The 14,362-nt window shown below is 66.9% G+C and carries 10 protein-coding genes, 2 tRNA genes and 2 pseudogenes; 8 read left to right on the top strand and 6 right to left on the bottom strand.

Translation table 11 applies throughout. The annotated features are described in order from the left end of the window. Positions 1 to 13 precede the first annotated feature (13 nt). Both O7543_RS18510 and O7543_RS18505 read left to right on the top strand, forming a co-directional pair. Positions 14 to 910, top strand: a pseudogene (locus O7543_RS18510) (IS630 family transposase); the annotation flags it as partial. Positions 911 to 1,586: 676 nt separating this feature from the next. Continuing rightward, on the top strand, positions 1,587 to 2,573 hold the full coding sequence (locus tag O7543_RS18505; protein WP_348650023.1) for a reverse transcriptase N-terminal domain-containing protein: 987 nt from the start codon (positions 1,587 to 1,589) through the stop codon (positions 2,571 to 2,573). Positions 2,574 to 2,594: 21 nt separating this feature from the next. Here O7543_RS18505 and O7543_RS18500 read toward each other — a convergent pair whose 3' ends face one another. Then, positions 2,595 to 3,188 carry a tyrosine-type recombinase/integrase gene (locus tag O7543_RS18500; protein ID WP_281552696.1) on the bottom strand — a complete coding sequence of 198 codons (594 nt, stop codon included), beginning with the start codon at positions 3,186 to 3,188 and terminating at the stop codon, positions 2,595 to 2,597. Positions 3,189 to 3,225: 37 nt separating this feature from the next. Here O7543_RS18500 and O7543_RS18495 point away from each other — a divergent pair. From O7543_RS18495 to O7543_RS18485, 3 genes and pseudogenes are all read left to right on the top strand, one after another. Further along, positions 3,226 to 4,509, top strand: a pseudogene (locus tag O7543_RS18495) (IS256 family transposase). Between the two features lie 397 nt (positions 4,510 to 4,906). Next, positions 4,907 to 5,308 (top strand): hypothetical protein, encoded by a 402-nt coding sequence (locus O7543_RS18490; RefSeq protein ID WP_281555825.1) that lies wholly within the window; start codon positions 4,907 to 4,909, stop codon positions 5,306 to 5,308. Positions 5,309 to 5,417: 109 nt separating this feature from the next. Continuing rightward, positions 5,418 to 6,641 carry a histidine phosphatase family protein gene (locus tag O7543_RS18485; protein WP_348650139.1) on the top strand — a complete coding sequence of 408 codons (1,224 nt, stop codon included), beginning with the start codon at positions 5,418 to 5,420 and terminating at the stop codon, positions 6,639 to 6,641. Positions 6,642 to 6,734: 93 nt separating this feature from the next. Here the strand turns inward: O7543_RS18485 and O7543_RS18480 are convergent, their stop codons facing one another. Then, positions 6,735 to 7,202, bottom strand: coding sequence for a hypothetical protein (locus O7543_RS18480; protein ID WP_281552698.1), 468 nt, complete (start codon positions 7,200 to 7,202; stop codon positions 6,735 to 6,737). Between the two features lie 77 nt (positions 7,203 to 7,279). Continuing rightward, positions 7,280 to 7,561: a hypothetical protein gene (locus O7543_RS18475; protein ID WP_281552699.1), complete on the bottom strand. Its 282-nt coding sequence runs from the start codon at positions 7,559 to 7,561 to the stop codon at positions 7,280 to 7,282. Between the two features lie 337 nt (positions 7,562 to 7,898). Here O7543_RS18475 and O7543_RS18470 point away from each other — a divergent pair, with 337 nt between their 5' ends. Beyond that, entirely contained in the window at positions 7,899 to 9,356 is a 1,458-nt protein-coding gene (locus O7543_RS18470) for an IS256 family transposase (protein WP_281552700.1), read from the top strand. A 167-nt stretch (positions 9,357 to 9,523) separates the two neighbouring features. Further along, complete coding sequence (locus O7543_RS18465; RefSeq protein WP_281552701.1) at positions 9,524 to 10,702, top strand: site-specific integrase; 1,179 nt, start codon at positions 9,524 to 9,526, stop codon at positions 10,700 to 10,702. A gap of 118 nt (positions 10,703 to 10,820) precedes the next feature. On the opposite strand, the gene O7543_RS18460 is transcribed toward O7543_RS18465, so the two are convergent. The 3 genes from O7543_RS18460 to O7543_RS18450 form a co-directional block, all read right to left on the bottom strand. Then, positions 10,821 to 10,893 (bottom strand) — tRNA-Arg (locus O7543_RS18460). Between the two features lie 35 nt (positions 10,894 to 10,928). After that, positions 10,929 to 11,019: transfer RNA gene (locus tag O7543_RS18455), tRNA-Ser, on the bottom strand. Between the two features lie 86 nt (positions 11,020 to 11,105). Further along, entirely contained in the window at positions 11,106 to 12,404 is a 1,299-nt protein-coding gene (locus O7543_RS18450) for a multidrug effflux MFS transporter (RefSeq protein WP_281552702.1), read from the bottom strand. Between the two features lie 634 nt (positions 12,405 to 13,038). Here O7543_RS18450 and O7543_RS18445 point away from each other — a divergent pair. Next, positions 13,039 to 13,710 carry a trypsin-like serine protease gene (locus O7543_RS18445; protein WP_281552703.1) on the top strand — a complete coding sequence of 224 codons (672 nt, stop codon included), beginning with the start codon at positions 13,039 to 13,041 and terminating at the stop codon, positions 13,708 to 13,710. Positions 13,711 to 14,362 lie beyond the last annotated feature (652 nt).

Genomic DNA, 14,362 nt, shown 5'->3' with positions numbered 1-14,362 from the left:
GGTAGGGTGGGGGATGCCGAGAACTGGTCGTCCCACCCCGCCGCTGACGCTGACCGACGAAGAGCGGACGACGTTGACCCGCTGGTCACGACGGGCGAAGTCGTCACAGGTTCTGGCGATGCGTTCACGGATCATCCTGGCGTGCGCCGAAGGGGCGTCGAACACTGACGTCGCGTCGAGTCTCGGTGTGCATCTGTCGACTGTGGGTAAGTGGCGGCGGCGTTTCCTGAAACTACGCCTGGATGGCCTGGCCGACGAAGAACGGCCGGGCCGCCCACCATCGATCAGCCTTGACCGGGTCGAGGACGTGGTGGTCGCGACCCTGGAACAGACGCCACGTAACGCCACCCACTGGTCCCGCAGGTCGATGGCGGACAGGTCCGGGTTGTCCAAGTCCACGATCGGGCGGATCTGGCGCGACTTCGGCCTCAAGCCCCACCGTGCCGACACGTTCAAGCTGTCCACCGACCCGCTGTTCATCGAGAAGGTCGTCGACGTGGTCGGGCTGTACCACAACCCACCCGAGCGGGCCGTGGTGCTCTGCGTCGACGAGAAGAGCCAGGTCCAAGCCCTCGACAGATCCCAGCCGGTGCTGCCGATGATGCCCGGCATGCCGGAACGCCGCACCCACGACTACGCCCGCAACGGCGTCACCAGCCTGTTCGCCGCGTTCAACATCGCCGACGGCACCGTGATCAGCGAACTGCACCGCCAGCACCGCGCCGTCGAGTTCAGGAAGTTCCTGATCACGATCGACAAGACGGTACCGGCGGAGCTGGACGTACACCTCGTCTGCGACATCTACGGCACCCACAAGACCCCCACCGTGCGAGCCTGGCTCGCGAAACATCCCCGATTCCACATGCACTTCACTCCGACCGGATCCTCCTGGATCAACCAGGTCGTGCGACACGCAAGTCGCATGAGTACAGCGACACTCATCGAAGGAGGTGCGGCGTGACGTCGCGGATGTAGTGTCCGGTCCCGTGCGCAAGGACCGTCCCCGCCTCGGCGTGCGTCGCGGGTAACCGCGGGGTGCGAAGCCCGGGGAAGGGCCCAAGGACTCCTGTTCCATCCAGGGGTTACCGGCTGGGGAAGACCGGACGGGTGAACGCAAGTGAACCCTCGATGACGCCTCGTCATAGGCACTTCCGCTCGATGGGACGCGCCAGCGGGAGACAGGGGCCAGCCGTTGCAAGGCGGCAGGTGCCGCTCGGAGGAATCTAGCCGGGCGGGAGCGCACCACCGTCCCCGGGGTTCAGAGGGCGCCCTACCCGGCCGTATCTGTCTCATGCGGAACGTGACAACCCCGATGGGGTCCAGCCGGACAGTGATTCGGCTGGTAGGCCGCCTGTGAGGGCGGACGATGTCCCAGCGGGCGCAGGACGACCCGAGAAGCGAATGCCGGTGGCCGAAAGGCAGCGGGAAACCGGCGGCGGTGATGCTGGCTCCTCCGCCAGCGGTCGCCGGATAACCGGCCGGATACGGGCATGTGCCCTGGCCTGAAAGGGCGCTGACGCGGGTCGGGTGAGCCTGCGGAGCTACTGCTGACCACAGCTTCGGAACCGAAGGGCAAGTTAGACACGATGACAGCTCATGCCTTCGCGTTGGCGATGGCGGCTCTCGGCGTGAACGGACCGGAGGACGACCGTGCTGGCTGGGACGCCATCGATTGGCGGACCTGCGAGGACAACGTACGGCGGCTACGGCAGCGGATCTTCGCGGCGTCGCGGGACGGGGACCTGAAGAAGGTCCGGAACTTGCAGAAGTTGATGCTCCGCTCGCGCAGTAACGCCGTGGTGGCGGTGCGGCGGGTGACGGAGCGCAATGCTGGTCGCAGGACGGCCGGGGTGGACCGGCAGGTCGTGGTGACTGGGGAGCAGAAGGCCGAACTGGCCGACTGGATCCAGAACGACGCCAAGCCGTGGACTCCCCTGCCGGTCAAGCGCGTGTATGTGCCCAAGAGCAACGGCCGCCGTCGCGGCCTCGGGATTCCCGTGATCGCTGACCGGGCGCTGCAAGCCCTGACGGTGAGCGCGCTGGAGCCCGAATGGGAGGCCCGGTTCGAGCCGAAATCCTACGGCTTCCGACCGGGTCGTGGCTGCCACGACGCCATCGTGGCCATCCACACGACGTCGAGCCGCACCGACGCCAAACGGCTGTGGGTGCTCGACGCCGACCTGGCGGCGGCGTTCGACCGGCTCGACCACGACCACATCTGCCGGTCGCTGGGCTGGTTCCCCGGACGGGGACTGGTCCGGCAGTGGTTGAAGGCGGGCGTGGTCGAGGACGGCCGGTTCACCCCCACCGAGGAGGGCGCTCCCCAGGGCGGGGTGATCAGTCCGTTGCTCATGAACGTTGCTCTGCACGGCATGGAGGCCGCCGCCGGGGTCCGCTACCACGTCACCGGCACCCGTGCCGGGAAGACGATGGACGGTTGCCCGGTCGTGGTCCGCTACGCCGACTTATGCCGAGCTCGGCATAAGTCGGCTTATGCCGAGGCCCGGGTTATGCCGATGCTGGTGCCGGATCCGCTGTTCAGGGCGGTGGACGGCTTCCCGTCGTCGGCATAACCCGGTGGGTGGAGGCGGTAGTTAGAGGTTGTCGAGGAACGCGAGCAGGGTGTCGGGTGGCCGGTAGCGGCCGGGGCTGGTGCCGGGCTGCTGGACGCGGGCGAGGGCCTGTTCCTTGATGGTCATGTCGGCGTGAAGGTAGATCTGGGTGGTTTCGGTCCCTTCGTGCCCGAGCCAGAGGGCGATGACGGAGGTATCGACGCCGGCCTTCAGGAGCGTCATGGCGGCGGTGTGCCGCAGTGTGTGCGGGGTGACGTGTTTCTCCTTGATCGACGCGCAGGTGTCTGCGGCGGTAGCGGCGTGTCTTGCGACGAGGCGCTCGACGGCGTCTCGGGAGAGCCGGCTGCCAGGTTGGGTGGGGAACAGCGGCCCGGCGGGGTCGGGGCTGAGCTCGGTGAGCCAGGTTCGCATCACCTTGACCGTCTGGGTGGTGAGTGGGGTGGCCCGATCCTTGCGGCCCTTGCCGTGACAGCGGACATGCGCCCCGGCCCCGAGGTGAATGTCCTGGCGGCTCAGGCCGGTGATCTCCGATACCCGCAGCCCGGTCTGGACGTCGAGTAGGAGCAGGGCGTGGTCGCGGCGGCCGTGCCAGCTTTGGCGGTCGGGTGTGTACAACTAACGGCGGATCTGCTGATCAAGGGAGATGCGCCAGATGACGACCGAGACCATCATCGAGCAGGAGCCGGCAGGCGGGTCGGTGGCTACGGCCACGGACGAGCAGTTGATCGCGTTGCTGGTGGACCGGGCACGTGGTGAAGGGCTGAAGCTGACCGGTGAGGGTGGTCTGCTGCAGCAGCTGACCAAGCGGGTCCTGGAGTCCGCCCTGGAGGGCGAGATCACCGACCACGTCGGCTACGACAAGCACGACCCGGCGGGCAAGGGCACCGGGAACTCCCGTAACGGCACCCGGACGAAGACCGTGCTGACTGACGTCGGCCCGGTTGAGGTGCGGGTCCCGCGGGATGTCGCGGGGACGTTCGAGCCGCGGATCGTGCGTAAGCGCCAGCGCAGGTTGTCCGGGGTGGATGAGCTAGTGCTGTCGTTGTCGGCCCGGGGGCTGACGCATGGGGAGATCGCCGCGCACCTGGCCGAGGTGTACGGCGCCGAGGTGTCGAAGCAGACGATCTCGACGATCACGGACAAGGTCATCGACGGGATGACCGAGTGGCAGAACAGGCCACTCGACCCGGTGTACCCGGTCGTGTTCATCGATGCGATCAATGTGAAGATCCGGGACGGGAAGGTCGCGAACCGGCCCATCTACCTGGCGATGGCGGTCACCGTCGACGGCCACCGGGACATCCTCGGTCTGTGGGCCGGTGACGGCGGCGAGGGAGCCAAGCACTGGCTGCACGTGCTCACCGAGCTGAAGAACCGGGGTGTGGCCGACGTGCTGATGCTCGTCTGCGACGGGCTCAAGGGCCTGCCGGAGGCGGTCGAGGCGGTGTGGCCGGCCACCATCGTGCAGACGTGTGTGATCCACCTGCTGCGAAACTCGTTCCGCTACGCGGCACGGCAGGACTGGGAGAAGATCGCCAAGGCGCTCAAGCCGGTCTACACCGCACCCACGGAGGACGCGGCGACCGAGCGGTTCCTGGAGTTCGCCGAGGCCTGGGGGCGGAAGTACCCGGCGATCGTGAAGCTGTGGGAGAACGCCTGAGCCGAGTTCGTGCCGTTCCTCGGCTTCGACGTGGAGATCCGCAAGGTCATCTGCTCGACGAACGCGATCGAGTCCGTCAACGCCCGTATCCGCAAGGCCGTCCGCGCCCGCGGGCACTTCCCCAACGAGCAGGCCGCGCTCAAGTGCGTGTACATGGCGTTGATGAGCCTGGACCCGACCGGCAACGGCCGCCGCAGGTGGACCATGCGCTGGAAGGCACCTCTCAACGCGTTCCAGATCGCCTTCGAGGGCCGGCTCACCCCGGCCAACCTCTGACCACTTCAACAACCAAGATCAGCCGTTAACTTGACACTCCCAGTTGGGCACGGCACAGGTGCGAGCGGAGTGATGGGAGACTGTCACGCTCCGTTCCGTGGGAGCCCGAAGGTGAGAATCCTCCGGGTGACTCGACCCTGGAGAGACATTCAGAACTTGTAATAGGTATACATTTGACAAAGCCTTGAAGGGCGTGTATATTCGAACCCCGTTCCGGTTGAACGAATTCCAAGTAATGCTGGTTTCTGCCCATAAGGATGGCACCACAGAGAGATTAATCACTGTTGAAGCGGCAAATATACGTCAATTGGTATTGCGGCAGAGGCGGGCATCCAGCGAAGACCTGAAGGATGCCGGAATAATCCTCTAGTAGTCTCCGGAGCAGGTGATCCCAGCATTGGCTGTGTTGCTGCATCTGCGGATGCGTACCCTGGCCGCCCTCCACATGGCCACCGGCGGCTACGGGCAGGCCCAGCAGATCATCGCCGCTCGGACCGGGGTCACAATCGGCTGGGCGCAACTGACCGGCCGGGCCCACGACTTCAACCCACTACGGGCACGCAACGCCGGGGCCGACCTACCCGCCACCGACGTGATCCTGATGCAGGCCGACGGTAAGGGCATCGCGGTCCGCACTCCTATCGGCTGGCCCATCGCCACCGGCCGCATAGAAGGCTCCTGCCGCTACATCATCGAAGACAGATTCGGCATCACCGGCGCCCGATGGTCCCCACGGGAGCAGAAGATATCCTCAAACTCCGCGTCATCGTCTCCAACGAAGACCTCAACGACTACATGACATATTACGACAAGCGTTACCAGGAAGAACACCGCCTAGCCCGCCAGCATCCCCACCCCGGCCTCGCCGAATGTAAACAGCGCACCCCTCAAAAAGATGCACCCGAGTGATGTCAGCGGAGTCACGAAGCTTCCCGACTCTCTCATCGAAAACAAGAATAGGTATTGTCATGAGTAGGCAATTCGCATTGCTTCTCCGAGGCCTTCCTGGCACCGGGAAGACCACGACAGCAGCTCTGCTACGGAACGCGTTGAACCCTGCGGTTCGCGTCTCCAACGATTCCGTGCGTTACATGGCCCAACCGCGGGACTTTGCGGCGTTTACATTGGACGCCTCCGAGAGGGCTTGCTTCGACCTTGCATTGTCGTATCACGACAGTGGATTCACGCCGATCGTTGATGGTGTCTTCGAGGACGTCGAAACGCTGATAAGCGAGGAATTGCGGTTCGCGCGCCGCGGCTGCAAGCTTGTCATCGTCTCGTTTACCGCAGAAATGAGCGACCTGATCGAGCGCAACGACTTACGCCATCCGCTTCAGCGGATGGATGAATCTCGCCTGGCGAAGTTGCAAGCGAGCTTTCGCAACGCCGGGTACGCGCTATCAATCGGCGGCAAAATGCCTGAGGAGGTCTGCGAGGACGTTCTCGACGTTATCGAGGAGTGGCGTTCCCAATGGCAGGAGCCGCCTGTAAGGCCGGAAGAGGTCGATGTTCTCTTTCTGCGCCACGGCACTCCGGAGCACCCGGAGGGGATCTACGCGGATCCCTTCGCGATGGGGCTCTCCCCCTGCGGCCGGGCTGAGGCGCGCGCCGCACGTCACGCGGTGCTGCGGTTCGCACCGGATGCCGTATTCAGCTCAGACTTTGCCCGCGCCATCGAGACTGCGGAGCTAGCGATTGCGGGCACCAAACGGGAAATTGAGATTTCCAAAGCACTACGGGAGCGGGTGTTCCTTCAACTGGTCGGTAAAGAGTTCACCGCAATACGGGCTGAGTTGGACGCAGAGGCCGAGGGCATCCTGACCGGTAATAGCGATCTGGCCCAGCTCCCCGGAGAGGAGAGGTATGCGGAAGCGCGTGCACGCGTGCTCGACTTCTTCGGCAGCCTACCTGGGCGTTTCGGCGGCAAGCGCGTCTTGGTGGTAGCACACGACGGCCCGCATCAGTGGCTCGTCGAGCAGGCGCTAGGCGTGGACCTCCAGGGCGTGCGCCGATACCGCTGGGACGCTGGTAGCTTCAGCCGGTTTACCGTCTCGCCCAGTCAGATTCGGTTAGAGGGAATGAATATAGGTCCCAGTGCGGTGGTGTCCGGTCTGGAAACCGGGGCTGTGTAGGAGAATTCTCCGGACACAGTTTGCGCAGCTACCTGCGGGTGGCCCTGCTGGAAGTGTAACGTTTTCGTGTGTCGTTCGAGAAGTCGGGTTCGGCTACGCGGCCTGCTCATACTCGGTGATAAACCCGTGGGCGACCTTCCTGCGCTGTACTCGGACGGCATCCAGGTTGGTCACCGGCGCAGGGACGGCGTCCCGGTCAGGTGGGCGTTGCCTGCGGCCCTGATGCGGCCGATGCCCGTTGTGGTGCGTGAGGTACTCGCCGAGCACGGCGAGCAGGTGTTGGGTGTTATAGCGGTAGCGGCCGGCGTGCACCGCCGCCGTCAGTCCGATCGCCAGCCCTCGTCCCAGCACGTGCCGGCCGGTGTCGGCGGCGCACTTCGCACATTCCGGTATCGGCTGATGGACCGGATCGAGCGACATGCCTACATCCGCACCAGCGTCGCCCGCCTCGATCGCGGTGTCCACCATCGTTGCCATGCCGCGCCCCTTCACAGCGCGGTTCGCCCACCCGGCGAGCACTCCAGCCGCGCCGCGCAGCGGCGCCGCGGACAGCGCGGCCATGCGGGTCAGCTCGTCGCCGAGGTGATGCCCGGCCAGGATCGCCGTGTGCCGACGGGCCCGGGTCAGTGCCCGGTCGGTCAGTGCGAGCAGCTCGGGTATCTCGACCAGGTTCTCGATGACGCGGTCCGAAAGCCGATCGACAGGTTCTCCTCACCCACCTCATAGGCGCTGCCGTGGCGGCGGACGCCGAGGTAGACGGTGGCCGCCGCGACTGGCAGCGGCGCCCCGGCGGGCTGGCTCGCCCAGGCCAGGGCAAACGCGGCGAGTATGTCCCTGTGCCGGCCGAACGGACGCTGGTCGGCACCGAAAGGCGTTTCCGGCCACTGCAGGTTCGTGTACTCACGCACGAGCGTGCCCACCTCCTTTGGCCGCCGTGCCGACGTTAGAGACGGTGCGGATGCTGGCACCGAGGTACTTGGCGAAGTGGTTGCGCTTGAACCGGTACCGCGCCCAAATTTCCGACACCGGTTCCTTCAGAGGTTGCCGAGCGGCTCCAGCAGGTCCGGGGCGTCGTAGACCGTGTGGGTGTCGAAAACCTCATCCATGCTGGCCACAGCCGTCTTGATCACCGAGACAAGGAGGCTGGTGCCGACTCTCGGCCCTGGATGGGCCTGTAGGGAGATCTGTGTAACGGATGTCAGTAGAAGTCCGTTATGACCGGTGGGTAGCCGGTCGACACAGTGAGGACCAGTTTCGATGACACTTTCAACGGTGGAGCAGTACGACTCCGGCGTCGATGTCGACGCGGAGGTCGCGGCGTTGACGCGGCGGATCGCCGCTGACGGGCCGCGGCTGCCTCTGGCGGCGGCGGTGCCGGACGAGGCGGCGGCGCGTGAGGCGGCCCGCCGGGCGGTGGCGGATCTGATCGACAAGCAGGCCCTGGACGCGTTGCTGGCCCAGGTCAAGGGTGACGGGTTGCGGCTGACCGGGCCGGGCGGGTTCCTGTCCGAGCTGGTACGCGCCGTTCTGGAACGGGGGCTGCGGGCCGAGTTGACCGAGCATCTGGGCTACGCCCGTCGTGACGCGTCGGGTAACGGCTCGGGTAACTCGCGTAACGGGTCGACCGCGAAGACGGTGCAGACCGAGATCGGCCCGGTCGATGTGAAGGTGCCCCGGGACCGGGCGGGCACGTTCACCCCGATGCTGGTGCCGAAGAACGCCCGCCGGCTCGGTGGCCTGTCGGACGTGATCATCAGCCTGTACGCGGGTGGGATGACGGTCCGCGACATCTGTCACCACCTGCAGCGGGTCTACGGCACCGAGGTGTCACCCGACACGGTCTCCACCATCACCGACGAAGTTCTGGAGGAGGTGAAGGCGTGGCAGCACCGGCCGTTGGACGAGGTGTACCCGATCGTCTACGTCGACGCGTTGATGGTGAAGGTCCGCGACGGCGCCCAGGTCCGTAACAAGGCCTGTTACCTCGTCGTGGGGGTCAACACCGACGGGGTCAAGCACGTCCTCGGTATCTGGGTGCAGCAGACCGAGGGGGCGAAGTTCTGGATGCAGGTCTGCACCGAGCTGCGTAACCGTGGCGTGCGTGATGTGCTGATCGCCTGCTGTGACGGGTTGACCGGTCTGCCCGAGGCGATCGAGGCGGTGTGGCCGCACACCACCGTGCAGACGTGTGTGGTGCATCTGATCCGGGCGGCGACGAAGTTCGTGTCCTACAAGGACCGTAGGGTGATGGCCGCCGCGTTGAAGGACATCTACACCGCTCCGACGGTGGAGGCGGCCGAGACCGCGATGCTCGGTTTCGCCGACAGCCCGCTCGGTAGGCGGTACCCGGCCGCGGTCGCGGTCTGGGAACGGGCGTGGGATCGGTTCACTCCGTTCCTGGCGTTCCCGCCCGAGGTCCGCCGGATCATCTACACCACCAACGCGATCGAGAGTTTCAACTACCAGATCCGGAAGATCATCAAGAACCGTGGGCATTTCCCCACCGACGACGCCGTGATCAAGCTGATCTGGCTCGCGATCGCCGACATCGAGGACAAACGCGCCCGGCAACGCGCCGCCGAGGCCGGTAGACCCGCGAACTCCCGCACCGCGCCGCCACGGCTGGTCGAAGGCGCCGGCGTGCACGGCTGGAAACAGGCCCTCAACGCGTTGGACCTGTTCTTCCCGAACCGTATCCCCATCGATGCCCGATAGTTGGACAGGATAGGGCGTTACACAGAAATTCGGACAGGCTCCGCGGTCACGGCAGTTGGTATTTCCACTGCTCCACCACCAACATTCTCGGCCGTCCGCAACGGATTCGCCGGGGCGGGTTCCCGTCGCAGGCCGCGGCCCGTCGCGCCCGTGACGAACTGCTGGCGATGTCATCGGAGCGCCGTACCGCGCAGAGCTGGACGGTGGCGCGGTGGCTGGAGCACTGGCTCCAGACCCGGACACGGCTGCGCCCGACCACCAAGCTGCTCTACGCCCGCGACATCGAACGGTTCCTCATCCCGCACGTCGGACGGACGCTCCTGTCGGAGCTGACCTCAAGCCAGCTCAACGCGGCGTTCCGTGCCATCGCGCGGCAACGCAACAAGTACGACCGGCCCCACTCGGCATCGACACTGAGGCACGTCCGTGCCACGCTCCGAGCCGCCCTCAACGCGGCGATCCGGGAGGACCTGCTCACCGACAACCCCGCACGTCGGGTCGAACTGCCCCACCCGGGCCAGACCCGAGCGCACATCTGGACCGACGAAAACGTCGCGGCCTGGCAGGAAACCGGCATCCGGCCGGCGGTCTCGGTCTGGACGGCACCCCAACTCGCCGCGTTCCTCGACTTCACCGCCAACGATCCGCTCCACGCCCTCTGGCGCCTGATCGGCCTGCGCGGGCTCCGCAGGGGCGAGGTCGCCGGCCTGCGTTGGTCCGACACCAACCTCGACGCCAACGAGCTGACCATCCACCAGCAGCGAACGTCCGCCGGACACCACGTCTACGAGGGGCCACCCAAGAGCGCGTCGGGACAGCGGGTCGTCGCCCTCGACGAGGCCACCGCCACCGCCCTGGCCCACCACCGCCAGCAACAACAGCAACAGGCCGTCCGACGGATCGAAGCCCGGCAGACCTACCGCGACACCGGATACGTCTTCACCCGACCCGACGGCCAGCCCTACCACCCCGGCTACTTCACCCAACGGTTCCCAACTCTGGTCCAGAAATCCACCCTGCCACCCATCCGGCTACACGACCTGCGGCACGGCGCCGCGTCGCTCGCCCACAACTCCGGCGCGGATCTCAAAACCATCCAAGCCCAGCTCGGCCACTCGCGGATCGACACCACCGCAGACGTGTACACCAGCGTGCTACCAGCAGCCCAACATCAGGCCGCCGCGGCCACCGCTGAACTCGTCCGCAATGCAGCCCGGGAACGCCGCGCCGCTATCAGGCGCGCCGCCCGCAAGGCCGCCAGGACGGCGAAAAAACCAGGAGCCTCAACGGAGCCGGACCAGCCGGAGGACCGTCGAACACCAGGTCAAGGCCATGATGATCACTGAGCAACTACAGAGAGTGATGACGCAGATGTCACACAGGTGTGGCAACGAACGTCCACACTCCATCAACAGTGACGGGATCTGATCTGCGTTTCGGCAGGTCAGACCCCTGATGATCTTGCGCGCCCGAAGGGACTCGAACCCCTAACCTTCTGATCCGTAGTCAGATGCTCTATCCGTTGAGCTACGGGCGCAGGTGCCTGGCAAGCATACACGCCTCGCCGAAGCGCGGAGACTCCGGGATTCGAACCCGGGAGGGGCTTTAAGACCCCAACCGCATTAGCAGTGCGGCGCCATAGACCAGACTAGGCGAAGTCTCCTCGGCGGCCGCTCCAGACCACCGCCGGTCGAGGATACAGGGCACGCCGCGCCCGGGGCAAAGCACCTCCCCGGGCCGGAGCCGACGTCAGTGCGGCGCGACCGGTGCCGGTGCCGTCCGGTCGGGTACGGGCAGGCGGCCGGGCCGCACGACGACCAGGAGCACGATCAGCGCGGCCAGGACGCCTCCCGTGATCACTGTCGCCATGGCGATGCTGCCGGTGCCGAGTAGCCCGACGACCGGCGCGGCGAGCGCGCCGACACCGAACTGCACCGCCCCGAGCATCGCGGACGCGGTCCCGGCAGCTTCCCCGTGGCCGGCCAGGGCCAGCGCGGGAGCGTTCGGCAGCGCGAACCCGGCTGCGGCGAGGACCGCCCACAGCGGGATCAGGACGCCAGGTAGCCCGCCGACGTTCGTGGCCGCGAAGCCGAGCAGGATCAGCCCGCACACCAGCCCGGCGATCAGTGAGGTCCGCAGGATCTGCTGCGGTGAGTAGCGGCGGAGCAGCCGTACGTTGAGCTGGGTGGCGGTGATCATGCCGACCGCTCCGGCCCCGAACGCGATACCGAACTGTTGCTCGTCGAGACCGTACTGGTCCTGCAGGACGAACGACGAGCCCGCGACGTACGCGAACAGCGAGGCCATCGAGAACCCGGCGACGAGCACCAGGCCGACGAAGATCCGGTCCCGGAACAGGCCTCCGTACACCAGGAGGGTGTCCAGCACCCGGGCCGGACGGCGGCGGTGCGGCGGCAGCGTCTCGGGCAGCCCAAGGGCGGTCACCGCGATCAGGGCGAGCCCCAGTACCGCGAGCGCGGCGAACACCCCTCGCCAGTGCGTCCAGCTGAGCAGCGCGCTGCCGAGGGTCGGCGCGAGGACCGGCGCGACGCCCATGACCAGCAGCAGCCGGGACAGTATGCGGGCGAAGGCGATCCCGCTGAACATGTCCCGGACGACCGCCATCGCGATCACCGCCGCAGCGGCGGCTCCAATACCTTGGACGATCCGCAGCGTGCCGAGCACCGCGATGTTCGGTGCCACGGCGCACAGGACCGAGGCGAGCACGTGTAGACCGGTGCCAACCAGCAGCGGTCGGCGTCGACCCCACACGTCCGACAGCGGCCCGATGATCAACTGGCCGATGGCCAGCCCGGCGAGCGTGCCGGTCAGCGTCAATTGGACGCCGGCTGCGGTGGTCTGCAGGTCGTCGCTGATTGCCGGTAGTGCCGGCAGGTACATGTCGATGGTCAACGGGCCGACCGCGATGAGCGTGCCGAGCACCAGGATCAGCCGGATCCGCTGCCATGGGCTGAGCAACTCACCGGGAGCCGGCTCCACGACGGTGACTGGTGCGGACCCGCCGGACCGTTGGGCGAGCGCTGTCATGGTTCCTCTTCCACGAGGGCGCGTCGTCTGCGCGCGGTAGGGCGCGGGTCGACGCGACCCGACTGGTACGCCAGTGCTGCCGCTGTGCAGGCGCGCAGCCAATCTCACAAGCTAGCCGTCGCGCTTGCCATTCCCGTTACGGCGAACGGTGTGGCGTGTCACAGCGGGTGCGAAGAGTGCACTCGTCGGCCCGGATGTCGGCCACTGCACGTGCGGAGGGCCGATGTCGGCGGTGCCCGCGCGGCGGGAGCCGGCCCACCGGCCCATCCAGGCTTGCCCAGGTCTACCCAGGCTCGCCAAGGTCCACCGGCCACTCCAGGCCAACGCCGGGTGGCGAGCATCCACCCGATCATCGTACTTACTGTGACGGACGACAATGCATATTGCGTACGTCATATCTTCGTGGGGCGGGTCGCTCCGTGGGACGCTATCAGAAAAAATCGGTCCGAAGTCTTGTCGTGGAAACCGTCGAAGCCTAATCTCTGGCATCACCGATGCGCGACTCGCGTCGCCGGTGCGGCGCCTGCCCGGCGTCGCCGGACAGCAGGTGTCCACCGACGGAACCCCGTCGTGGGACACCGGCCCGACCGGCCCGGAATCCCCCGGGGCAACCCCTTCGGTTAAGGAGCCAGCCTTGCGTATCCGACTCACCCTGGCCATCGCCGCGACCGCGCTGGTCGGCGCGTTCGTGGCCCCGTCCGCCGCGGCTGCGGCACCGCAACAGATCATCGGCGGCGGCACGGTTTCCTCGGCACCGTGGGCGGCCGCCGTCTTCCAGAACGGCTCGTTCGCCTGTTCCGGCTCGATCATCGCCTCACGGTGGGTGCTGACCGCGCGGCACTGTCTCGGCGGGTCGATGTCGGTGCGAGTGGGCAGTGTCTACCGCTCCTCGGGTGGCGCGACCAGCACGGTCAGCGCCACGTACGGCCGGTACGACCTCGGCCTGCTCTACCTGAGCTCGGCGGTTTCCACCAGCTACGTCACGTTGGCGTCCAGCAACCCACCGGTCGGCTCGACGAACACCATCTACGGCTGGGGCCGGACCTGCAGCAACTGTGACGCCTCGGCGCAGCTGAAGGCCGCTTCGGTGCGGACCACGACGAACGGCGCGTCCGACGCGTACGGCGGCCCGGCGATCCGCAGCACCGGGGTGAACGGCGTGGCCTGGCGGGGCGACTCCGGCGGTCCGCAGTTCTACAACGGGCAGCAGGTGGGTGTCTGCTCGACCGGCAACGGGTCGACGTACCAGAACTACGCCTCGGTGGCGTCCAGCCGGAGCTGGATCCGGTCGGTGGCCGGGGTCTGAGGCTGTGACGACCGGAGCGGCCGACATCGGCCGTTCGGTAGGTGGGTGGTCGGTGGGCCTCCCACGTACCGCCTGATCCGCCGGTTCGGCGGCCGCTGCGAGCAGCGGCCGCCGAACCGGCAGCGGCCGCCACACCTGTACCGGCTGGATCCGGCCGGTGATCGGCATCGGTGGTTGTTGGTGGAACCTGAGCCTCGTGCCGGCGGCCCGATAGGTCTCCGCGGCCACGGCGACATCGCCCGGGGCGGCATGCGCCTGCAGCCGAGCGGCTACGTTGATCACGTCGCCGGTGAGGAATCCGACTCCGCCGTCGACTGCACCCGCGGTGTCGATGGCCGCCGCTCCGGTGGCCACTCCGACCCGGATCCGTATCCGCGCATTGTCGGGAAAGTCGGTACGGCGGACCGCGTCGGCGAGTTCGAGAGCGGCCCGCACCGCCGGGTACGCGCCGCCATCGCCATGATCGTCGTCGTTGCCGGCGATGCCGAAGACCGCCATCACCGCGTCTCCGATGTACTTCTCCACCACTCCATCCCACCGTCGAATCACCGTCCGCACCGCGTGGAAGTAGCGCAGCTGCACGTCGCGGACCTCCTCCGGAGTAAGCCGACTGGACAGGGCGGTGAAGCCGACCATGTCGACGAAGAGCACG

The organism is Solwaraspora sp. WMMA2080 (assembly GCF_027497395.1).
In the GTDB taxonomy this organism is placed as follows: domain Bacteria; phylum Actinomycetota; class Actinomycetes; order Mycobacteriales; family Micromonosporaceae; genus Micromonospora_E.
The sequence above is the reverse complement of the archived record's forward strand: the minus strand, read 5'-3'. Positions and strand labels throughout refer to the sequence as shown.

Excerpts from the sequence above, each read along its gene's own strand:
- O7543_RS18505 (WP_348650023.1), top strand. The coding sequence starts at position 1,587 with ATGACAGCTCATGCCTTCGCGTTGGCGATGGCGGCTCTCGGCGTGAAC.
- O7543_RS18485 (WP_348650139.1), top strand. The coding sequence starts at position 5,418 with ATGTCAGCGGAGTCACGAAGCTTCCCGACTCTCTCATCGAAAACAAGA.
- O7543_RS18480 (WP_281552698.1), bottom strand. The coding sequence starts at position 7,202 with ATGGCCGCGCTGTCCGCGGCGCCGCTGCGCGGCGCGGCTGGAGTGCTC.
- O7543_RS18470 (WP_281552700.1), top strand. The coding sequence starts at position 7,899 with ATGACACTTTCAACGGTGGAGCAGTACGACTCCGGCGTCGATGTCGAC.
- O7543_RS18465 (WP_281552701.1), top strand. The coding sequence starts at position 9,524 with ATGTCATCGGAGCGCCGTACCGCGCAGAGCTGGACGGTGGCGCGGTGG.
- O7543_RS18450 (WP_281552702.1), bottom strand. The coding sequence starts at position 12,404 with ATGACAGCGCTCGCCCAACGGTCCGGCGGGTCCGCACCAGTCACCGTC.